Source organism: Catellicoccus marimammalium M35/04/3 (genome assembly GCF_000313915.1).
GTDB lineage: Bacteria > Bacillota > Bacilli > Lactobacillales > Catellicoccaceae > Catellicoccus > Catellicoccus marimammalium.
Genome location: NZ_AMYT01000002.1, coordinates 37,173 through 59,612, shown reverse-complemented (window position 1 = coordinate 59,612; position 22,440 = coordinate 37,173). Strand labels below are relative to the sequence as shown.

Sequence of the window (22,440 nt, the reverse complement as noted above, 5' to 3'; positions counted from 1 at the left end):
GTTATTTTTTGTTTTTTCAACTTTTAAGTAACGTCTCGTAATTGACTTTTATATAATATCATCTCTTTTGAAAGTCGTCAACGAATTTACTGAAATTTTTTTCGATTTTTTTGCAAAACAAAAAACTCGAGGAAAATCCCCGAGTTTTTTCATTCTATTAATTAATCTTCGTCATCGAATTGATATTCCATATCTAAAATACCGTCAGCAGCCATTTGTGCTTCGATATCATTGATACTGTATACATTTTCGCTATCCACACCAATTTCTTTTGGTTCCATATTACGGTAGCGAGGCATACCTGTACCTGCTGGAATAATCTTACCGATAATAACGTTTTCTTTCAATCCTAATAATGGATCTTTCTTACCACGGATAGCAGCATCTGTTAACACGCGTGTTGTTTCTTGGAAGGAAGCAGCAGATAAGAAACTATTTGTTTCTAAGGATGCTTTTGTAATACCAAGTAATACTGGACGTGCTGTTGCTGGGTATCCACCAGATAATAATGTTTTTTCATTACGTTCTTTAAAGTCAGAAATATCCATTAATGTTCCTGGTAAGATATCTGAATCTCCTGGATCCATGACACGAACTTTACGTAACATTTGACGAACCATTACCTCTACGTGTTTGTCACCAATTTCTACCCCTTGCATACGGTATACTTTTTGTACTTCACGTAATAAGTAATTTTCAACAGTTAATACATCAGTAACTTGTAATAAGTGTTTTGGTTCAATAGAACCTTCTGTCAATGGTTCACCACGGTGAATATGTTGTCCTACTTCTACTTTCATTCTTGAGTTGTAAGGAACAGTATAAGTACGAACATCATTACCTTGACCTTGGATAGTAATTTCACGAGTATGACTCGCTTTATCTTCTGTAATTTCTACTACTTCACCTGTTACTTCTGTGATTGTAGCTTCCCCTTTAGGATTACGTGCTTCAAAGATTTCTTGAATACGTGGTAACCCTTGAGTGATATCGTCTCCGGCAACCCCACCAGTGTGGAATGTACGCATGGTTAACTGAGTACCTGGTTCACCGATAGATTGCGCAGCGATTGTACCTACTGCTTCTCCGACTTCAACACTTGAACCTGTAGCTAAGTTGCGTCCGTAACAATGTTTACATACACCGTGTTTTGTATTACATGTGAATACAGAACGGATTGTTACTTTTTCAACACCTGCAGCAACAATTTCTGCTGCTTTATCTTCAGAGATTAATTCATCGGCACCGATGATAACTTCTCCTGTTTCTGGGTGGAAGACAGATTTACGAGTGTAACGACCAATTAAACGATCTTCTAAAGATTCGATTACTTCGTTACCTTCTTTAATCGCTGTAATTTCTAATCCACGGTCTGTACCACAATCATCTTCACGAATGATTACGTCTTGAGCTACGTCTACTAAACGACGTGTTAAGTAACCTGAATCGGCAGTCTTCAAGGCTGTATCGGTCATTCCTTTACGAGCTCCGTGAGTAGAGATGAACATTTCTAAGACAGAAAGTCCTTCACGGAAGTTAGAGATGATTGGTAATTCCATGATACGTCCGTTAGGCGCAGCCATCAAACCACGCATTCCGGCTAACTGTGTAAAGTTAGAGATGTTACCACGGGCACCTGAGTCACTCATCATGTAAATTGGGTTTTCGCTACCTAATGCTTCCATCAGTTTTTGTTGGATGCGATCTTTAGCTTCATTCCAAACTCCAATAACACGTTCATAACGTTCATCATCTGTAATTAAACCACGACGGAATAAACGAGTAATATTTTCTACTTGTTGGTGAGATTCTTCAATAATTTGTGCTTTATCATCGGCAACGTTGATATCAGCTACCCCAACAGTAATTCCAGCTAAAGTAGAATGATGATATCCTAAATCTTTCATACGGTCTAACATCATTGAAGTTTCTGTTACGCGGAAACGTTTGAATACTTCAGCAATGATGCTTCCAAGATTTTTCTTCTTGAATGGTTGTACTAATGGTTGTTTTTCGATGAAAGCTTTAATGTCTTCCCCTTTTTCTACGAAGTACTTATCTGGAGTTTTTTCTGTTAAGTTTTCTTCTGTAGGTTCATTTAAGTAAGGAAATTCTTCTGGCATAATGCTATTGAAAATGACTTTACCAACAGTAGTTACCATAATACGATCTCTTTGCCAATCAGTAAATGGTTTACCAGCTAAGGTTTCATCATTTGTTTTCAAACCGATACGTGTATGTAAATGTACGTATCCATTTTGCCATGCCATTACCGCTTCATCCATGTTACGGAAGACCATACCTTCCCCTTCACGGCCAGCTTCTTCCATTGTTAAGTAGTAGTTTCCTAATACCATATCCTGAGATGGAGTAACGACTGGTTTTCCATCTTTTGGATTCAAGATGTTTTGGGCCGCTAACATTAATAAGCGAGCTTCCGCTTGTGCTTCTTCACTTAATGGTACGTGTACCGCCATTTGGTCTCCATCGAAGTCGGCATTGAACGCTTCACAGGCTAATGGGTGCAAACGAATCGCACGACCTTCAACAATGATTGGTTCAAAGGCTTGGATTCCTAAACGGTGCAATGTAGGGGCGCGGTTTAATAGTACTGGGTGTTCACGAATCACATCTTCTAAAACATCCCATACACATTCATCCATGCGTTCTACTTTGCGTTTTGCATTTTTAATATTATTGGCTAATTCACGTTTTACTAATTCATGCATCACAAATGGTTTGAATAATTCTAATGCCATTTCTTTTGGCAAACCACATTGATACATTTTTAAGAATGGTCCGACACAGATTACAGAACGTCCTGAGTAGTCGACACGTTTACCAAGTAAGTTTTGACGGAAACGACCTTGTTTCCCTTTCAACATATGACTTAATGATTTCAATGGACGTGTTCCTGGTCCAGTTACTGGACGACCACGACGACCATTATCGATTAAAGCATCTACTGCTTCTTGTAACATACGTTTTTCATTTTGAACGATGATGTTTGGTGCACCAATTTCTAATAAACGTTTCAAACGGTTATTACGGTTGATAACACGACGGTATAAGTCATTTAAGTCACTTGTCGCAAAACGTCCACCTTCTAATTGAACCATTGGACGTAATTCTGGTGGAATTACTGGTAATACGTTCATTACCATCCAACTTGGTTTGTTACCAGAAGTACGGAAAGCTTCTAAAACATCTAAACGACGAATCGCTTTCGTACGCTTTTGACCTTGAGCAGATTTCAATTCTTGTTTTAATTCTTCTACTTCTGCATCTAAATCGACTTGATCTAGTAAGCGTTGAACTGCTTCTGCTCCCATCATAGCTTCAAATCCGTCACCAAACTCTTCACGTTTTGCACGGTATTCATTTTCTGTTAATAATTGTTTGTATTCTAATGTAGTTTCACCTGGATCAATAACTACATAAGATGCGAAATAAATAATTTCTTCTAAGGCACGTGGTGTCATATCTAACACTAATCCCATACGGCTTGGAATTCCTTTGAAGTACCAAATGTGTGAAACTGGAGCCGCTAATTCAATATGCCCCATACGTTCACGACGAACTTTAGAACGAGTGACTTCTACACCACAGCGATCACATACGATCCCTTTATAACGAATGCGTTTATATTTACCACAAGCACATTCCCAGTCCTTTGTAGGACCGAAAATGCGTTCGCAGAATAAACCATCACGTTCTGGTTTTAGGGTACGGTAGTTAATTGTTTCTGGTTTTTTAACTTCACCATAAGACCATTCACGAATCTTTTCTGGTGATGCTAACCCAATTTGCATGCTTTCAAATTTATTTACGTCGATCAAAAGCTTATCCCTCCCAGTAATGATTATTTTTCATTGTTTTCTTTTGCAGCTTCTTCTTTTGCTTTTTGGCGTGCATATTTTGCTAAAGCGTCTTCTGTGACCATTTCATCATCGTCATCCATTTCGCTTAAATCAATTTCTTGATCTTCAGCATCTAACACGCGCATATCTAATCCTAATGCTTGTAATTCTTTCACTAAAACGCGGAAGGATTCTGGTACACCAGGTTTTGGAATTTGTTCTCCTTTGACGATAGCTTCGTATGTATTTACACGACCTACTACATCGTCAGATTTATAAGTTAAGATTTCTTGTAATGTATAAGCAGCACCATAAGCTTCTAACGCCCAAACTTCCATTTCCCCGAAACGTTGTCCACCAAATTGAGCTTTACCACCCAATGGTTGTTGCGTTACTAATGAGTAAGGACCTGTTGAACGAGCGTGTAATTTATCGTCAACCATGTGTGCTAATTTAATCATATACATGACACCGACAGAAATACGGTTATCAAATGGTTCCCCTGTACGTCCATCGTATAAAACAGTTTTAGCATCGCGTGCCATACCTGCTTCTTTTACTGTTTCCCATACGTCTTCATCGGTTGCACCATCAAAGACTGGAGTTGCTACGTTAATACCAAGATTACGTGCAGCCATACCTAAGTGTAATTCTAATACTTGTCCGATGTTCATACGAGATGGTACCCCTAATGGGTTTAACATGATGTCTACTGGTGTTCCATCTGGTAAGAATGGCATATCTTCTTCTGGCATAATACGGGAAACAACCCCTTTATTACCGTGACGACCGGCCATTTTATCCCCTTCATGGATTTTACGTTTTTGAACGATATAAACACGAACCATCATGTTTACGCCTGGAGATAATTCATCTCCTGCTTCACGAGTGAAGATTTTAACGTCATGGACAATACCGCCACCACCATGTGGTACACGTAAAGAAGTATCACGAACTTCGCGTGCTTTTTCACCAAAGATAGCATGTAATAAACGTTCTTCTGCTGATAATTCAGTAACTCCTTTTGGTGTCACTTTACCAACTAATAAGTCTCCATCTTTAACTTCTGCCCCGATGCGGATGATGCCTCGTTCATCTAAGTTCTTCAATGCATCTTCCCCAACGTTTGGAATTTCGCGAGTAATTTCTTCTGGTCCTAATTTTGTATCACGAGCTTCTGATTCATATTCTTCAATATGGATAGAAGTATAAACATCATCTTTAACTAAGCGTTGGCTCATAATAACCGCATCTTCGTAGTTGTATCCTTCCCATGTCATGAAGGCAACTAATGGGTTTTGACCTAAAGCTAATTCTCCGTTTTCCATTGAAGGACCGTTCGCTAAAATATCGCCAACTTCTACTTTTTCACCAACTTTTACTAATGTACGTTGGTTGTAGCAAGTTCCTGCATTTGAACGACGGAATTTAGAAACATGATATTTATCTAATGTGCCATCTTCACGACGAACACGGATTTCTTCTGCATCGCTATATTCTACGACACCGGCATGTTTACATAATAGAGCAGCTCCTGAGTCATGAGCAGCTTTATATTCCATACCTGTTCCCACATATGGAGCATGTGGATCAATCAATGGTACTGCTTGACGTTGCATGTTTGATCCCATTAACGCACGGTTAGAGTCGTCGTTTTCTAAGAATGGAATACATGCTGTCGCTACGGCAACTACTTGTTTTGGAGATACGTCCATGTAGTCTACTTGGTTGATGTTCACTTCTAAGTTTTCACTTTGGTGACGAGCCATAACGATGTCTTCTTTGAAAGTACCATCTTCATTTAATGGTGAGTTCGCTTGCGCTACAATATATTGGTCTTCTTCGTCTGCTGTTAAGTAATCAATTTCATCTGTAACTTTATGAGTTACACGATCCACACGACGGTATGGAGTTTCGATGAAACCAAATTTATTAATTTTCGCATAAGTAGATAATCCGTTGATTAACCCGATGTTTGGTCCTTCAGGTGTTTCAATCGGACACATACGACCATAGTGAGAGTAGTGTACGTCACGAACTTCATATCCGGCACGGTCACGAGCCAAACCACCAGGTCCTAACGCAGATAAACGACGTTTGTGCGCTAATTCCCCTAATGGGTTTGTTTGGTCCATGAATTGTGATAATTGTGAAGAACCGAAGAATTCTTTCACTGCTGCTACCACAGGACGGATATTAATTAATTGTTGTGGTGTTAATGTTTCTGTGTCTTGGATAGACATTCTTTCACGAACCACACGTTCCATACGAGTTAATCCAATACGGAATTGGTTTTGTAATAATTCACCGACAGAACGGATACGACGGTTTCCTAAGTGGTCGATGTCATCTGTATGTCCAATTCCTTCCATCAAGTTAAAGAAGTAACTCATTGTCGCTAAGATATCTGCTGGTGTAATCGTGCGGATATCTTCTGCTGGCATACCATTTCCGATTACGTGAACTACTTTTTCTGGATCACGTGGAGAAATGACTTTAACCACTTGAACTTGAACTGGATCTGTTAATACTGCATCTTCACTTGGATAGTAAGTTACTGTATTTAATCCATTGTCTAAGTATCCTTCTAACATATTCATTACATCGCGTGTAATGACTGTGCCTTTTTCTGCTAAAATTTCGCCTGTTTCTTCATCTACTAAAGTTTCAGCTAATGTTAAATTCAATAAGCGAGATTTTAGATTTAATTTTTTATTTAATTTATAACGTCCAACAGGAGCTAAATCATAGCGTTTTGGATCGAAGAAACGAGAAATTAATAAGTTTCTTGAACTTTCCGCTGTTTTTGGTTCACCTGGACGTAAACGGTCATAAATATCTTTTAATCCTTCTTCTGTACGACTATCTGTCGCATTTTTGTGGATATCTTTTTCTAATGTTAAACGTAAGCTCTCATTTTCACCGAAAATATTTAAAATTTCACTGTCAGAACCGAATCCTAACGCACGTACCAAAACAGATAATGGTACTTTACGTGTACGGTCGATACGAACATAAGAAATATCTTTAGCATCTGTTTCTAATTCTAACCATGCACCACGGTTTGGAATTACAGTTGTACCAAAGCCTTCTTTTCCGTTTTTATTTGTTTTATCGTGATAATAAACACCTGGAGAACGTACTAATTGAGAAACAATTACACGTTCTGCTCCGTTGATAATGAAAGAGCCCATTTCTGTCATCAATGGGAAATCACCAAAGAATACTTCTTGTGATTTGATTTCTCCTGTTTCTTTGTTTGTTAAACGCAAAGTTACATGTAACGGTGCAGAGTAATTTGCATCATGAGTTCTTGCTTCCTCTACCGTATACTTTGGTTCTTTTAACTCATAACCAACAAACTCTAATGATAATTTGTTGTTATGGTCACTGATTGGTAATACATCTTCGAATACTTCACGTAATCCTTCATCTAAAAATCCTTGATAAGAATCCGTTTGTATTTCAATTAAATTCGGCAATTCTAGAACTTCACTGATTTTAGAAAAACTACGACGTTCTGCGTGCTTTCCATATTTCACTACGTGTCCAGCCAAACCATTCACCCCTTATTTATCGTTAATTTTAGACCATTGTAAAATATTACAATTACATTACAAATATTACTTTTTCTTTAAAAATGAAGAAAATCATAGTTTGAAAGCAAAAAAAAACCAAAAACAGACGAAAATTTTTCTTCTTCTCCTCTATTTTTGCCTCTTATCTTGCGACTTTTTGGACAATATTTCAAAAAGTCTCTCTGTAATTGCTATTTTCTCTATTATTCTACTTTATTTTCATGAAAATATCAATCCTTTTTCCAAAAAAAGAAGAGAAGGGATTTCCTTCTCTTTTCTAAGCAAACCAACTACGAACTTTACGGAAAAGTAAAGTGAAGAAATTGGCTTTTTCATCAGCTGTTTTCGTTACTGCCATTTGAATCGGTTGGTCTTTTTGTTGTAAATAGCCCCAACCTTTTTTCAACTGTACAGTGTACTGAACCGCATCGGCTCCTTTTTCAATTGGCGCAATTAATTCTAAGTTTTGATCTTTTTTTACTGTAATGGCCTCTTGACCTTTTGGTACTTCTAAAGTGACATCTTTTTTCGCCACTAAAGGAACGGTTGTTTCTTTTCCGTACTGAACTTCAGCATCATGAATTGTTGGTACAGCTTCTCCTTTTTTAATGACTGTTTTCTTTTCATAAGAAGAAAAGACAGAAGTCATCAAACGTTTGGTTTCTAAAAAGCGAGCCTGTTTGTTTTCAATTCCATTTTCGGTATTCATCACGACTGTAACAATCGATAAATCTTTTTGGGTCGCACTTCCTGCAAAACAAGCCCCAGCTTTTTCTGTAGTCCCTGTTTTTAATCCTGTCACTCCTTCTAAGTAGCAAGATTTTCCAGGTAACATCTCATTCCAGTTTTCCATCATTTGTGGATTCTCTGTATCCGCACCAAAGGTTAGACTTGGTTCTTTTGCGACATCCATATAATCTTTATATTCATTGACAATATGTTGCGCTACTACGGCCATATCACGAGCACTCATCGCGTTCTCATCATTTTCCTTTGTGCCTTTTAAACGAAAATCTTTCAAATATTTATTATTTAGTCCAGAAACTGTGACAATATTAGCATCTGTAATACCCCAGTCTTTTAACTTGCTTTTCATCAATTCAACAAATTTTTCTTGGCTTCCTGCCACACGATCCGCTAACGCCATAATCGCTGCATTAGCTGATTGCACAATGGTTGCACAAAATAGATCTGCTACGGTATAAGAAGCTCCAGCTTTTAAAGGTACATTTGATAAATCTGGTTCTGTACTTAATTTTGCTAATGGGGCAGAAATTTTCACTTTATCTTGCCAATCCAATTCTCCATTTTGAATCGCATCTAACACCACCGCACAACTAATCATTTTAGTCATTGAAGCAATTGGCAATACTTGATCAATATTTTGCGCATACAAAATTTGTCCTGTTTTGCTATCCGCCGCAATCGCTGCTTTGGCTTGAATTTTTAAATCTTGAATGGATTCTGCTGTTCCATCCTCTACTCCTGGAGTTGCTACTCCTGTGTTCGCGACTCCTGTATTGGTCACTTGTGTTGGCACAACTGGAGCGCCCATTCCTTCATCTACTGCCAAAGCAACGTTTGGTAATAAAAGAAAAAGACTACTCAGGCCAATGATTCCTTTTTTCTTCCATGAATTCATGCAGATTAAAATCCCCTCTCTGATGTTTCGTTTTGTTGTAAAGGTAGCGTGATAATAAAGCTCGTCCAATCATCATTAGAGGTTACTTCAATCTTTCCATGATGTAATTGAACAATACTTTCTACAATCGCTAATCCTAATCCTGTCCCTTTAATTTGGGAAGTGCGTGAACTATCTACTCGATAAAAGCGATCAAATAAACGACTCAATGCGTGTTTAGGAATTTTTCGCCCATTATTACGCACAACGATTCGTACTTGATCGTGTTCTTTTTGAGCCAACATTTCAATTTTAGTCGCTCCTTCACCATATTTAAAGGCATTACTCAATAAATTACTAAAAATACGCACAATTTTATCTGGATCTGCTTCGATACAAATATTTTCTGGTTCACTTATCGTTGTTAGTTGTAACGCATCATTTTCGGTTTGTAATTGAAAATCTACTGCAATTTGATTCATCAATTGACTCAAATCAAAAACGGTCAAATGAAGCTGTGAATTTGGATTTTGTTGCATCGTTGCATATTCAAACAAATCATCCACCATTACTTTCATTTGTTCTGCTTTAGAATATGCAATATGAACATATTTTTTCAATTCTTCTTCTGATAGATGATCTTGATTTTCAATCAGTTGTAAATAACCGATAATAGAAGTTAACGGTGTGCGGATATCATGACTAATATTGGTAATTAACTCTTCTTTTGAATCTTTCATCCGACGTTCTTCTTCAATTGCTTCTTTCGTACTACGCACCAATCCATTGATACTATCGACAATACTTCCTAAATCGCCATTCAATTCAAAATGCACTAAATGATCATAATGTCCATTGGCAATATAATGAAGCTCTGACAAAATATGTTGTAGTTGATATTGTTTGTAACGTCGTTTAATTCGCCAATAGGTAATTCCAATATCCACTAATAAGCACACAATGACAAAAATCGATTGCCAAGAGTAAACAGCTTGTTTTTGGAAGGTATCCCAAAAGACCACTTTAATTCCAAAAATCATATTTTCTAGTGCCGGTGAGCGTTGAATAATTTGCCCTAAAATAATGAGTACTGAACAGTTGATTAATAAAAGAAGTAACATCGTAAAGATGGCTTCAAAAATTAGTTCACTCTTCTCTTTACTCGTTAAAATAATTTTCGTTGGGTTGACTTCTTGTTCCTTTTTAAGCTTCAATCTTATATCCCACTCCCCAAACGGTCTTAATTACTTTTTCTCCATGAGTGGCTTTTTCTAATTTATCACGTAAATGGCTCACGTGAACCATCACCGTCTTCGCAGAAACAACATTTTCTTGTTGCCAAACTTTTTCAAAAATTTCTTCTGCACTAAATACTTGGTTTGGATGACTGGCTAATAAATATAAAATACCAAATTCAAGTGCGGTTAATTGTACTTTTTCCCCAGATTTTGTAATCACTTCATGTGACCCACGATTAATCGTTAAAGCGCCAGTTTCAATCAAAGCATCCTCAGATACTTCTTTTTCTGGTCCAGTAGGCATGTTAGAACGACGAAGTAGAGATTTTACTCGAGCCATGACTTCTAAAGGATTAAATGGTTTTGTGACATAGTCATCTGCCCCAGCAATTAATCCTTGAATCTTATTCATATCCGTTGTTTTCGCTGTCAACATAATAATCGGTAAGGTTGATTTTTGTTTACGTAAAGTAGTCACAACTTCCATGCCATCTACTTTTGGCATCATCACATCTAAAATCATTAAAGCAATATCTTTGTCATTTTGTAATGTCAATAATGCTTCTTTTCCATTATAGGCTTGTGCCACTTCATAACCTTCATTTTTCAAATAAATGGTTAATAATTCTACGATTTCTTTATCATCATCTACTACGAGTACTTTCATGACTATTCCCTCTTTTCTTTACTGAAATTCCTAAATATCACTAAAAGATTGTATTTTTAGTTTACACTATTTTCAACCTCTGTATAATGAATTATAAGGAATTTTAACATATAAGGAGAGAAAAATGCATTTATTTTTTGTGCGTCACGGGCAAACGGAATATAATTTAAAAAATATCGTCCAGGGAGCAACTTGTGATTCGCCATTGACACAAACTGGAATTCAACAAGCGAAAAATGCGGGAGAAAAATTAAAAGATATCCAATTTCATACTGCTTATGTCAGCCCACTAGGAAGAGCAAAAGAAACATTAAAATGGATTGAAAAGGAAAACCAAGCGGGAATTTCTCAGATTATTCCTGATGATCGTTTAAGAGAAATTCACTTTGGAAAATATGATGGTCAACCGATCCAACGTCTACAAGACGATGAAATTTTATCTCTATACCGTAATTATCCAGACCACTTTGACAAAACTTTGACGGGTGGAGAAGATTATTATGACTTAGAAAATCGAGGCAAAGATTTCATTTACGAAATTACAAAAAAAGAGCCGGAAGACGCAAACATTCTCATCGTTTCTCATGCCGTCTTTTTAACTACCTTATTAAAGCGTTTAATGCATTGCCCAATGCCAGAAATTCGTAAGGAAGGATTATTAGGAAATGCCAGTATTTCCGTTTTAGAATGGGATCCAGTCCATGAACGTTGCACATTATTAGCCTATAACGAATAAAAAGCTTAGTCTGTACAGACTAAGCTTTTTTGGGCAAAAAAAAACACTTTATAGATACGATGAAAGCCACTTCCACCTAGATTGTTCTAGGTGGAAAGGCAAGAGCTAGACTTGGATTTCTCCATCATCATAACACTCATCGAATCATCAATAAAGTGATGCTTTTCTATAGAAATTAAACAAGTTCTAAAATAACCATTTGTGAAGCGTCTCCACGACGAGGTTCTGTTTTGATGATACGAGTGTATCCACCGTTACGACCTTCATATTTAGGAGCTACTTCGTTAAATAATTTTTGTAGAGATGTTGTTTCAACAACTTTTTCTCCATCAAGTTTTGTTTCTACTACACCGCAACGTAAGAAAGCAGCTGCTTGACGACGTGCGTGTAAGTCTCCACGTTTACCTAAAGTAATCATTTTTTCTACAGTACGACGAACTTCTTTCGCGCGAGCTTCTGTTGTTTCGATACGACCGTTCATGATCACTGCTGTTGTTAAATCACGTAATAACGCTTTACGTTGAGCGCTTGTACGACCTAATTTACGATAACTCACTATAATTCCCTCCTTATTATGTTACTTAACTATCTTGACGTAAATGTAAATCAAGATCTGCTAATTTTTGTTTTACTTCTTCCAATGATTTACGACCTAAGTTACGTACTTTAATCATTTCTGGTTCAGATTTATCTGTTAATTCTTGAACTGTATTGATTCCTGCACGTTTTAAGCAGTTGTAAGAACGAACAGATAGTTCTAATTCTTCAATTGCCATTTCTAATACTTTTTCAATCTTAGTTTCTTCTTTTTCTACCATGATTTCAGCGTTTTGTGCTTCATCTGTTAGATTTACGAAGATAGAAAGATGTTCAGTCATAATTTTGGCAGCTAAACTCAATGCTTCTTGTGGCATAATAGATCCATCTGTCCAAATTTCCATTGTTAATTTATCGTAATCATTACGATGACCTACACGAGTATTTTCTACTTGGTAGTTAACATGTTTAATTGGTGTAAAAATAGAATCTACTGGTAAGACCCCAATTGGCATATCTTCTGTTTTATTTTCATCCGCTTGTACATAACCGCGACCTGGTTTTACTGTTAATGTAGCGTGGAAGTTACCACCTTCTGCAACTTCACAGATGTACATGTCTTTATTTAAGACTTCTACATCGCTATCAGCAATAATATCCCCAGCAGTTACGATGGCTGGACCAGTAATATCAATCTCAAGGGTTTTTTCTTCTTTAGCAAACAATTTAACAGCTAACCCTTTGATGTTTAAGATGATTTGAGTTACATCTTCACGTACTCCTGGAATTGTTGAAAATTCATGTAATACGCCATCAATTTTTAAACTATTAATTGCAGCCCCTGGTAAAGAAGATAATAAAATACGACGTAAAGAATTACCTAAAGTAGTACCATAACCTCTTTCTAAAGGTTCGATAACAAACTTGCCATAATCTCTATCTTCATCAATTTTTGTGATTCTTGGTTTTTCAAATTCAATCATTCTTATCGATACCCCTTTCAAAACGTTCCTTGTTCAATATTAAACACGACGACGTTTTGGAGGACGGCATCCATTGTGAGGAACTGGAGTTACGTCACGAATTGATGTAACATCTAAACCTGTTGCTTGTAATGAACGAATTGCAGCTTCACGACCTGAACCAGGACCTTTCACTGTTACTTCAACAGATTTCATACCATGTTCCATTGCAGCTTTAGTTGCTGCTTCTGCAGCCATTTGCGCAGCAAATGGAGTTGATTTTTTACTTCCTTTAAAGCCTAGAGCACCTGCTGATGACCAAGCCACTGCATTTCCGTGTACATCTGTGATCATAACAATAGTATTGTTAAATGTAGAATGAATATGAGCTACGCCAGATTCAATATTTTTTTTCACACGACGTTTACGATTCACTTTTTTTGCCATGTAATGCAAACCTCCTTCTTTTTTTACCTAAAATTATTTAGTACGTTTCGCACCTTTACGAGTACGAGCATTGTTTTTCGTATTTTGACCACGAACTGGTAAACCACGACGGTGACGCATACCACGGTATGAACCAATTTCCATTAAACGTTTAATGTTTAAGTTCACTTCACGGCGAAGATCACCTTCCACTTTTAATTTGTCAACTTCTGCACGGATAGCGTCTGTTTGTTCGTTTGTTAAATCGCGAACACGCACATCCTCAGAAACACCTGCAGCTTTTAAGATTGCTTTAGATGTTGTGTTACCAATCCCATAAATGTATGTTAATGATACAACTACACGTTTATCACGTGGAATATCTACTCCTGCAATACGAGCCATTAATTACACCTCCAATTATCCTTGACGTTGTTTATGTTTTGGGTTTTCACAAATAACCATAACGCGTCCTTTACGACGAATTACTTTACATTTTTCGCAAATAGGTTTTACTGATGGTCTTACTTTCATGATAATACCTCCTTGAATTTTCCTCGGAGTTACAATTATTTAAAGCGATAAGTAATGCGACCGCGGGTTAAATCATATGGTGATAATTCAACAGTAACCTTATCTCCAGGTAAAATACGAATGTAGTGCATACGAATTTTGCCTGAAACCGTTGCTAGAACTTCGTGTCCATTTTCTAATTCAACCTTAAACATTGCATTCGGCAAAGTTTCACGGACAACTCCTTCGATTTCAATCACACTCTCCTTCGCCACGTTAGTACCTCCTTATATTGACATTGACCTTGACCATAAAGAGCAAATTACTCTATTCAGAACAATATGCCACTCCTTTAATTATAAAAGGATGCCCGCCGAGACGGTTCATGGGTTCAATGTTTAGTAATCTAAACATTAGACTCCGCTATTTTAGCATAATTTTCTGAAAATGGCAAGATATTATCTGATTTTAACGAGCTGAGGTTTCAATGATTGTTTTTACATCGGCAAAGACGTCATCGATATCACGATCTCCATCTACATTATGTAGAACTCCTTCTTTAGCGTAGAACTCTAAAATTGGTTTACTACTTTCAATGTTAACCGCTAAACGATTTTTCACAGTTTCTGGTTTATCGTCTTCACGTTGATAAAACTCATGTCCACCACAGCGATCACAAGTGCCTTCTACTTTTGGACGATTGTATAATTTATGGTAAGTTGCGCCACATTCTTTACAAATGAAACGACCACTTAAACGATCTACAATCACAGATGGATCCACTTCAATATTAATCACAGCATCAATTTTTTTGTTTAATTCTGCCATGATTTGGTTTAAAGCTTCTGCTTGTGCCATTGTACGTGGGAAACCATCTAATAAGAAACCACGATCACAATCTGCTTTTGCTAAACGTTCTTTAACAATTCCTGTTGTCACTTCATCCGGTACTAATTGACCTTCATCCATGTAACGTTTTGCTTCTAATCCTAATTCTGTACCTTCTGCAATCGCAGCACGGAACATATCCCCAGTAGAAATGTGTGGGATATGATAAGTATCAATAATTTTTTCAGCTTGAGTTCCTTTACCAGCTCCTGGTAGACCCATTAAAATTAAATTCATCTTTATTTTCTCCCCCTAAGTATGCGAATAGTGCTGAAGCTTTCCTCTTACTAGTCAGCCCCAACACTTCACACTACTTATTGATAAAACCGATGTATTGACGTTTTAATAACAAACCTTCTAATTGTTTAACAAATTCTAAGGCTACACCGATCATAATTAATAGACTTGTTCCTCCTAAGCCAATTGAACTTGGTAAATTCCAAACTGCTTGAGCGATAATTGGTAATACCGCAACTGCAGCTAAGAAAATAGATCCAACTGTACTTAAGCGAATAATTAAATGAGAAATATATTCCTCTGTTCCTCGACCTGGACGAACACGTGGAATATAGCTTCCTTGTTTTTGTAAGTTTTCCGCTAATTTTTCTGGATTTACTTGTACTAATGCATAAAAGAACGTAAACGCTACAATTAAGATTAAGTATAAAGTACATCCTGGCAAGGTTTGATAATTACAAATCGTCATAATTGTATCATACCAAGCTGAGCCCCCCCATTTATGTTGGAACAATTGTAAAATTGCACTTGGAGTTGCTAATAGGGAACTTGCAAAAATAACTGGAATTACCCCTGCAGCATTTACTTTTAATGGCAAATAACTACTAGATGGTGCTCCAGATACACGTTTTGTATATTGAATTGGAATTTGACGTTCTGCTTGTTGGAAGAATGTAACGATTCCGACAACAATTAACGTACAAACTAATAATAAGCCAATAAATAAGAATGATTTACCCCATTGTGCTTTTGGTATATTTACGAAATATTCATGATATAACTGTTTTAAGCCTGAAGGGATTTTTGAAACGATACCAGCGAAGATGATCATGGAAACTCCATTCCCAATTCCGCGTTCTGTAATCAATTCACCCATCCAAGTTAATAACATTACACCTGCCGTTAAAATAATACCAATAACGATAAAGGTTAACATTCCTGGATCTTTAACTAATCCGTATTGACTATACATGTGGAAGCCGGCAGTAATTCCGACAGATTGAATGAAAGCCAAAACTAATGTTAAATATCTAGTGGCTTGCGTCAACTTTCTACGGCCTACTTCTCCTTGTTTTCCCCACTCTACAAATTTAGGAACGATATCCATTTGTAGGAGCTGAATAACAATGGAAGCAGTGATGTACGGAGACACCCCCATTGCGAACAATGAAAAGTTCTGCATCGCACTACCACTGACCATGTTAAAAATATTAAAGAACGTATTATCTGCTAAACTATGAAGCGCGCTAGCATTTACGCCTGGAACGGTGATATACGAACCGATTCTAAAAACAAAGAGTATAAAAAATGTAAAAAAGATTCGTTGACGAATTTCTTTAACTTTAAAAGCATTTTTTAATACTTTTAGCATTAGATCACCTCGATTGATCCACCTGCAGCTGTAATTGCTTCTTCAGCAGATTTAGAGAATTTCGCTGCTTTTACGTTTAATTTTTTAGTTAATTCACCATTACCTAAAACTTTAACGCCTGATTTTTCGTTTTTGATGATGCCAGCTTCTAATAAAGTAGCTGGAGTAATTTCAGCACCATCTTCGAAACGATTGTTTAATACTTCAATATTAACGATTGCGTATTCTTTACGGTTGATGTTGTTGAAACCGCGTTTTGGTAAACGACGGAATAATGGGTTTTGTCCCCCTTCAAATCCTAAACGTACGCCACCACCTGAACGAGCTTTTTGACCTTTTTGACCACGTCCAGCAGTTTTACCGTTACCAGATGAAGTACCGCGTCCTACACGGTTGCGAACTTTTCTTGAACCTTCAGCAGAATGTAACTCATGTAATTTCATCACAAAGGCACCTCCTTATTATTAAATCAATTCATTGGTTATTAAGCTTCTTTAACGTCCACTAAGTGAGAAACAGCATTTACCATTCCACGAATTGCTTCGTTGTCAGGTTTTACTACTGTACTGTTCACTTTTGTTAAACCTAAAGCTTCTACAACTTTACGTTGTTTTTGAGGACGTCCGATTACACTACGTTTTAAAGTAATTTCTAATTGAGCCATTACTTAGTCCTCCTTCTTATAATTCTTCTACAGATTTACCGCGTAAAGCAGCAACTTCTTCTGCACGTTTTAATTGTTTTAAACCTTCTACAGTCGCACGTACCATGTTGATTGGTGTGTTTGAACCTAAAGATTTACTTGTAATATCAGAAACACCTGCTAATTCTAATACGGCACGAACTGGACCACCAGCTGCTACCCCAGAACCTTCTACTGCAGGTTTCATTAAGATTTGTCCACCGCCAAAGCGTCCGATAACTTCGTGAGGAATTGTAGAACCTACCATTGGTACTTCGATTAAGTTTTTCTTCGCAGATTCAATGGCTTTACGGATTGCTTCTGGTACTTCTTGAGCTTTACCTGTACCAAAACCTACGTGTCCATTCTTATCGCCCACTACTACTAAAGCAGCGAAACGTAAACGACGTCCACCTTTAACAACTTTAGTAACGCGGTTAATCGCTACAACGCGGTCTTCTAATTCCAAGTTCTTTGGATCAATATAAGTCATGAATGGTATTCCTCCTTCTTTTAAAATTCTAGTCCGTTTTCGCGTGCTGCATTTGCTAAAGCTTCAACACGTCCATGGTATAAGTATCCACCACGGTCGAAAACAACTTCTTTAATTCCTTTATCGGCTGCACGTTTTGCCACTAAAGCACCAACAGCTGCTGCTGCTTCAGTTTTTGTTCCACCTGAAATTTCTTTATCTAAGGTAGAGGCACTTGCTAGCGTTACACCCGCTACGTCATCAATTACTTGAGCGTAGATGTTTTTATTTGAACGATACACGTTAAGACGTGGGCACTCTGCAGTACCAGAGATTTTTGAACGTACACGTTTATGACGTTTTAAGCGTACTTTATTTTTATCTGGTTTTGTAATCACAATTGTCACCTCTTTAATAATTTATGTTATATGCTAAACGTTTGCCAGTCATGAGCCACCATAGCAATAAGAGCCATTGATGAAAGATCAATGCGCCATTATTGCCTGTGCCTATGTTGATAAATCGTTTATTATTTACCAGTTTTACCTTCTTTACGACGTACATATTCGCCAGTGTAACGAATACCTTTGCCTTTGTAAGGTTCTGGTGGACGAACGCCACGGATTTCAGCAGCAATTTGTCCTACAACTTCTTTGTTGCTACCTTTAACGATGATTTGAGTATTTGAAGGAACTTCAAATTCTACACCAGCTGGTGCTTCCATCTCAACTGGATGAGAGTAACCAACGTTTAAGACTAATTTTTTACCTTGTAATTGTGCACGATAACCGACACCGATTAAGTCTAAAGATTTTTGGAAACCTTCGCTAACACCGATTACCATGTTGTTTAAATTAGCACGCATTGTTCCGTGCATTGTTTTGCTTTCTTTTGTATCATCAGGACGAGTTAATGTAACTTCATTACCTTCGATATTGATTTGAATTTGTGGAGCAAAAGGACGAGTTAATTCGCCTTTAGGTCCTTTAACTGTAACATCGTTACCATTACGAGTAATTTCAACTCCAGCTGGTAAGATGATCACTTTGTTACCAATACGGCTCACTATGGGCACCTCCTTGCGTTTTAATTATATATTACCAAACGTAAGCGATAACTTCGCCACCGATATTGCGTTCGCGAGCTTCTTTATCAGTCATTACACCTTCAGATGTTGATAAAATTGCAATACCTAATCCATTTAATACTTTTGGTACTTCGTTTGCTTTTACGTATGCACGTAAACCTGGTTTAGAAATACGTTTTAAGTTTGTAATTACACGTTCTTCGTTTTTGCCGTAGCTTAAGAATACGCGGATAACACCTTGTTTGTCATCTTCAATGTATTCAACGTCACGGATGAAACCTTCACGTTTTAAGATTTCAGCGATTTCACGTTTCATTTTTGATGCAGGCACTTCTAAACTTTCATGTTTAACCATGTTCGCATTACGAATGCGTGTTAAGAAATCTGCGATTGGATCTGTCATAGTCATTAGTGTGTAACCTCCTTCTCAGTAATATTTTATATGTTCTACCAGCTTGCTTTCTTCACGCCGGGAATTTGTCCTTTGTAGGCAAGTTCACGGAAGCAAATACGGCATAAGTGGAATTTACGATACACTGAGTGTGGACGACCACAACGTTCGCAACGTGTATATTCTTGAGTTGAGAATTTTGCTGGACGTTTGTTCTTAGCAATCATTGATTTTTTAGCCATATCATTCGCCTCCTTTAATTATTTTTGGAATGGCATTCCAAGTTGAGTTAATAACTCACGAGCTTCTTCGTCAGTATTCGCTGTTGTTACGATAACGATGTCCATACCACGAACTTTATCTACCAAATCGTAATCGATTTCTGGGAAGATTAATTGTTCTTTAACACCTAAAGTGTAGTTACCACGGCCATCGAAAGCTTTCTTGCTTACACCATGGAAGTCACGTACACGTGGTAAAGAAACAGTTACTAATTTATCTAAAAATTCGTACATACGTTCACCACGTAAAGTAACTTTCGCACCGATTGGCATACCTTCACGTAAACGGAAACCAGCGATTGATTTTTTCGCTTTTGTTACCAATGGTTTTTGTCCTGTAATTAAAGCTAACTCTTCTACAGCTTTATCTAAATTTTTAGAGTTAGAAACAGCATCACCAACACCCATGTTGATTACGATTTTTTCAACTTTTGGTGTTTGCATTACTGAAGTGTAGTTAAATTTTTCCACCATAGCTGGTGTTACTTCGTTTAAGTATTTTTCTTTTAAGCGGTTCATGCAACGCAAACCTCCTTCCTTAACTATTATTTATCTAAAATTTCGCCTGATTTTTTAGCGTAACGAACTTTTTTACCGTTTTCTACTTTATAACCAACGCGTGTTGCTTCACCTGTTGATGGGTCAATTAGCATAACGTTAGAAACATGAAGTGGAGCTTCTGTTTCAACAATCCCACCTTGAGGAGCGGCTGCACTTGGTTTTGAATGTTTTTTAACGATGTTAATTCCTTCTACGATCACTTTGTTTTGTTTTGGTAAAGCTGTTTTAACAACGCCTTCTTTACCTTTGTCTTTACCAGTGATTACTTTAACTTTATCGCCTTTTTTTACGAACATTTCGTTGCACCTCCTTGTGTTTTGAATGGGATATTATAATACTTCTGGTGCTAGTGAAACGATCTTCATGAAGTTGTTATCACGAAGTTCACGAGCAACAGGTCCAAAGATACGTGTTCCACGAGGACTCTTGTCATCACGGATGATTACACATGCATTTTCGTCAAATTTAATATATGAACCGTCTGGACGACGTGCACCTGATTTTGTACGAACGATAACGGCTTTGACAACATCACCTTTTTTAACAACTCCACCTGGTGTTGCTTGTTTAACTGTAGCAACGATGATGTCTCCGATGTTTGCAGTTTTACGGTTAGATCCGCCTAACACTTTAATTGTTAAAACTTCACGAGCACCTGAGTTATCGGCAACTTTTAATCGACTTTCTTGTTGGATCAACTTAGTATCCTCCTTTCAGACCTTAATGTTCCAATTGTTGAGCGAGCGTAATCATTAAATGATTACTGCTTCTTCAACAATTTCTACTAAACGGAAACGTTTTGTAGCAGATAGTGGACGAGTTTCCATGATTTTCACGATATCGCCAACTTTTGCTGTATTGTTTTCGTCATGAGCTGTATATTTTTTAGAATATTTTACGCGTTTACCATAAATAGGATGTGTTTTACGTGTAGCTACTTCAACAACGATTGTTTTATCGTTTTTGTCAGAAACCACGCGACCTTGGTAAACCTTACGTTGATTACGTTCTTCAGTCATTCTTTAATGGCCTCCTTCCACGATTACTTAGCTTGTTGTTCTTGTTCACGTAAAACAGTCTTGATACGGGCGATTGATTTACGCACTTCTTTAATACGTGCAGTGTTTTCTAATTGACCTGTAGCAAGTTGGAAACGTAAGTTGAATAATTCTTGTTTAAATTCTTTTTCCTTAGCAATCATGTCTGCAGGAGTTAATTCACGAATTTCATTAACCTTCATTAGATTCACCACCCATTTCTTCACGTTTTACGATTTTAGTTTTTACTGGCAATTTGTGTGATGCTAATCGTAAAGCTTCACGTGCCACTTCTTCAGATACACCGGCAATTTCAAACATGATTTTACCGCGTTTAACTGGTGCTACCCAGCCTTCTGGAGCCCCTTTACCAGAACCCATACGAACTCCGATAGCTTTAGCTGTATATGATTTATGAGGGAAGATCTTAATCCATACTTTCCCACCACGTTTCATGTAACGAGTCATAGCGATACGAGCTGCTTCGATTTGACGGTTTGTAATCCAATGAGATTCCATTGCTTTCAAACCAAATTCACCAAATGCTATTTCTTTACCACCTTTAGCTTCTCCGCGCATTTTACCACGGAATTCGCGACGGTGTTTTACACGTTTAGGTACTAACATTGATTATTTTCCTCCTTTCTCAGTGTTTTTTTTCGTTGGAAGGATTTCACCACGGTAAATCCACACTTTAACTCCTAATTTACCATATGTTGTATCAGCTTCCACCCAAGCGTAATCGATATCTGCACGTAATGTTTGTAGAGGTACAGTACCGTCTGAGTAATGTTCAGCACGAGCAATATCTGCTCCGTTTAAACGACCAGAAACTTGAGTTTTAATTCCTTGAGCGCCAGCACGCATTGCGCGTTGTAACGCTTGTTTTTCAGCACGACGGAAAGCTACACGGTTTTCTAATTGACGTGCAATACTTTCTCCTACTAATTTAGCGTCTAAATCAGGTTTTTTGATTTCGACAATATTAATATGAACTGCTTTACCAGTTAATTTGTTTAATTGTGTACGTAATTTTTCTACTTCAGATCCGCCTTTACCGATTACCATACCTGGTTTAGCTGTATGGATTGAAACAGTAACACGGTTAGCTGAACGTTCGATTTCGATTTGTGAAACCGCAGCGTCTTTTAATTTGTCTGCGATGAATTTACGGATACGTAAATCTTCGTGTAAGAATTCAGCGTATTCTTTTTCAGCGTACCATTTAGCATCCCAATCACGGATGATGCCTACGCGCAGACCATTAGGATTTACTTTTTGACCCACAGTATTC

28 protein-coding genes are annotated in these 22,440 nt (G+C 37.3%); 1 reads left to right on the top strand and 27 read right to left on the bottom strand.

The genetic code is table 11. From position 1 onward, the window contains the following. Window positions 1-161: 161 nt before the first annotated feature. The 5 genes from rpoC to C683_RS00390 all read right to left on the bottom strand — a co-directional run bounded on the left by rpoC (window position 162) and on the right by C683_RS00390 (window position 10,964). Window positions 162-3,839: a DNA-directed RNA polymerase subunit beta' gene (gene rpoC, locus C683_RS00410; protein ID WP_009488092.1), complete on the bottom strand. Its 3,678-nt coding sequence runs from the start codon at window positions 3,837-3,839 to the stop codon at window positions 162-164. A gap of 23 nt (window positions 3,840-3,862) precedes the next feature. Next, window positions 3,863-7,417 carry a DNA-directed RNA polymerase subunit beta gene (gene rpoB, locus C683_RS00405; protein WP_009488091.1) on the bottom strand — a complete coding sequence of 1,185 codons (3,555 nt, stop codon included), beginning with the start codon at window positions 7,415-7,417 and terminating at the stop codon, window positions 3,863-3,865. A gap of 298 nt (window positions 7,418-7,715) precedes the next feature. Further along, window positions 7,716-9,080 (bottom strand): serine hydrolase, encoded by a 1,365-nt coding sequence (locus C683_RS00400; protein ID WP_009488090.1) that lies wholly within the window; start codon window positions 9,078-9,080, stop codon window positions 7,716-7,718. A 5-nt stretch (window positions 9,081-9,085) separates the two neighbouring features. Continuing rightward, on the bottom strand, window positions 9,086-10,279 hold the full coding sequence (locus tag C683_RS00395; RefSeq protein ID WP_462898262.1) for a sensor histidine kinase: 1,194 nt from the start codon (window positions 10,277-10,279) through the stop codon (window positions 9,086-9,088). After that, a complete protein-coding gene (locus C683_RS00390) occupies window positions 10,263-10,964 on the bottom strand; it encodes a response regulator transcription factor (protein ID WP_009488088.1) in 702 nt (233 codons plus the stop codon). Before C683_RS00390 ends, C683_RS00395 begins: the two co-directional genes overlap by 17 nt. Before the next feature lie 124 nt (window positions 10,965-11,088). On the opposite strand from C683_RS00390, the gene C683_RS00385 reads away from it, so the two are divergent. Next, on the top strand, window positions 11,089-11,700 hold the full coding sequence (locus C683_RS00385) for a histidine phosphatase family protein (protein ID WP_009488087.1): 612 nt from the start codon (window positions 11,089-11,091) through the stop codon (window positions 11,698-11,700). Window positions 11,701-11,875: 175 nt separating this feature from the next. Here C683_RS00385 and rplQ read toward each other — a convergent pair whose 3' ends face one another. From rplQ to rpsC, 22 genes are all read right to left on the bottom strand, one after another. After that, window positions 11,876-12,256, bottom strand: a complete 381-nt coding sequence (gene rplQ, locus C683_RS00380) for a 50S ribosomal protein L17 (protein WP_009488086.1) — start codon at window positions 12,254-12,256, stop codon at window positions 11,876-11,878. 25 nt (window positions 12,257-12,281) lie between these two features. Next, window positions 12,282-13,220: a DNA-directed RNA polymerase subunit alpha gene (locus C683_RS00375; RefSeq protein WP_009488085.1), complete on the bottom strand. Its 939-nt coding sequence runs from the start codon at window positions 13,218-13,220 to the stop codon at window positions 12,282-12,284. Between the two features lie 39 nt (window positions 13,221-13,259). Then, window positions 13,260-13,646, bottom strand: a complete 387-nt coding sequence (gene rpsK / locus C683_RS00370) for a 30S ribosomal protein S11 (protein ID WP_009488084.1) — start codon at window positions 13,644-13,646, stop codon at window positions 13,260-13,262. Window positions 13,647-13,679: 33 nt separating this feature from the next. Next, a complete protein-coding gene (gene rpsM, locus C683_RS00365) occupies window positions 13,680-14,030 on the bottom strand; it encodes a 30S ribosomal protein S13 (RefSeq protein WP_009488083.1) in 351 nt (116 codons plus the stop codon). Between the two features lie 15 nt (window positions 14,031-14,045). Then, window positions 14,046-14,159 carry a 50S ribosomal protein L36 gene (rpmJ, locus tag C683_RS00360; protein WP_009488082.1) on the bottom strand — a complete coding sequence of 38 codons (114 nt, stop codon included), beginning with the start codon at window positions 14,157-14,159 and terminating at the stop codon, window positions 14,046-14,048. A 35-nt stretch (window positions 14,160-14,194) separates the two neighbouring features. Continuing rightward, window positions 14,195-14,413: a translation initiation factor IF-1 gene (gene infA / locus C683_RS00355; protein WP_009488081.1), complete on the bottom strand. Its 219-nt coding sequence runs from the start codon at window positions 14,411-14,413 to the stop codon at window positions 14,195-14,197. 193 nt (window positions 14,414-14,606) lie between these two features. Then, a complete protein-coding gene (locus C683_RS00350; RefSeq protein ID WP_009488080.1) occupies window positions 14,607-15,263 on the bottom strand; it encodes an adenylate kinase in 657 nt (218 codons plus the stop codon). A gap of 73 nt (window positions 15,264-15,336) precedes the next feature. Further along, the gene (gene secY / locus C683_RS00345) at window positions 15,337-16,635 is read right to left on the bottom strand and encodes a preprotein translocase subunit SecY (protein ID WP_009488079.1); all 1,299 of its coding nucleotides are present in this window, start codon (window positions 16,633-16,635) and stop codon (window positions 15,337-15,339) included. Then, window positions 16,635-17,078: a 50S ribosomal protein L15 gene (gene rplO, locus C683_RS00340; RefSeq protein ID WP_009488078.1), complete on the bottom strand. Its 444-nt coding sequence runs from the start codon at window positions 17,076-17,078 to the stop codon at window positions 16,635-16,637. The genes secY and rplO overlap by 1 nt, the downstream gene beginning before the upstream one ends. Window positions 17,079-17,119: 41 nt before the next feature. Further along, window positions 17,120-17,299 (bottom strand): 50S ribosomal protein L30, encoded by a 180-nt coding sequence (rpmD, locus tag C683_RS00335; protein WP_009488077.1) that lies wholly within the window; start codon window positions 17,297-17,299, stop codon window positions 17,120-17,122. 16 nt (window positions 17,300-17,315) lie between these two features. Beyond that, window positions 17,316-17,810, bottom strand: coding sequence for a 30S ribosomal protein S5 (rpsE, locus tag C683_RS00330; protein ID WP_009488076.1), 495 nt, complete (start codon window positions 17,808-17,810; stop codon window positions 17,316-17,318). Between the two features lie 20 nt (window positions 17,811-17,830). Next, entirely contained in the window at window positions 17,831-18,187 is a 357-nt protein-coding gene (gene rplR / locus C683_RS00325; protein ID WP_009488075.1) for a 50S ribosomal protein L18, read from the bottom strand. A 131-nt stretch (window positions 18,188-18,318) separates the two neighbouring features. Further along, complete coding sequence (gene rplF, locus C683_RS00320; RefSeq protein ID WP_009488074.1) at window positions 18,319-18,855, bottom strand: 50S ribosomal protein L6; 537 nt, start codon at window positions 18,853-18,855, stop codon at window positions 18,319-18,321. 31 nt (window positions 18,856-18,886) lie between these two features. Continuing rightward, on the bottom strand, window positions 18,887-19,285 hold the full coding sequence (gene rpsH / locus C683_RS00315; RefSeq protein WP_009488073.1) for a 30S ribosomal protein S8: 399 nt from the start codon (window positions 19,283-19,285) through the stop codon (window positions 18,887-18,889). Window positions 19,286-19,323: 38 nt separating this feature from the next. Next, complete coding sequence (locus tag C683_RS00310) at window positions 19,324-19,509, bottom strand: type Z 30S ribosomal protein S14 (protein ID WP_003128010.1); 186 nt, start codon at window positions 19,507-19,509, stop codon at window positions 19,324-19,326. Between the two features lie 18 nt (window positions 19,510-19,527). Continuing rightward, complete coding sequence (rplE, locus tag C683_RS00305; RefSeq protein WP_009488072.1) at window positions 19,528-20,067, bottom strand: 50S ribosomal protein L5; 540 nt, start codon at window positions 20,065-20,067, stop codon at window positions 19,528-19,530. 26 nt (window positions 20,068-20,093) lie between these two features. Further along, window positions 20,094-20,405, bottom strand: a complete 312-nt coding sequence (gene rplX / locus C683_RS00300; RefSeq protein WP_009488071.1) for a 50S ribosomal protein L24 — start codon at window positions 20,403-20,405, stop codon at window positions 20,094-20,096. A gap of 33 nt (window positions 20,406-20,438) precedes the next feature. After that, complete coding sequence (gene rplN, locus C683_RS00295; RefSeq protein WP_009488070.1) at window positions 20,439-20,807, bottom strand: 50S ribosomal protein L14; 369 nt, start codon at window positions 20,805-20,807, stop codon at window positions 20,439-20,441. 54 nt (window positions 20,808-20,861) lie between these two features. Continuing rightward, a complete protein-coding gene (gene rpsQ / locus C683_RS00290) occupies window positions 20,862-21,128 on the bottom strand; it encodes a 30S ribosomal protein S17 (RefSeq protein ID WP_009488069.1) in 267 nt (88 codons plus the stop codon). A gap of 23 nt (window positions 21,129-21,151) precedes the next feature. Beyond that, window positions 21,152-21,349, bottom strand: a complete 198-nt coding sequence (gene rpmC, locus C683_RS00285; protein WP_009488068.1) for a 50S ribosomal protein L29 — start codon at window positions 21,347-21,349, stop codon at window positions 21,152-21,154. Then, complete coding sequence (gene rplP / locus C683_RS00280) at window positions 21,339-21,773, bottom strand: 50S ribosomal protein L16 (RefSeq protein ID WP_009488067.1); 435 nt, start codon at window positions 21,771-21,773, stop codon at window positions 21,339-21,341. The genes rpmC and rplP overlap by 11 nt, the downstream gene beginning before the upstream one ends. Before the next feature lie 3 nt (window positions 21,774-21,776). Then, window positions 21,777-22,433 (bottom strand): 30S ribosomal protein S3, encoded by a 657-nt coding sequence (gene rpsC / locus C683_RS00275; protein WP_009488066.1) that lies wholly within the window; start codon window positions 22,431-22,433, stop codon window positions 21,777-21,779. Window positions 22,434-22,440: the final 7 nt, after the last annotated feature.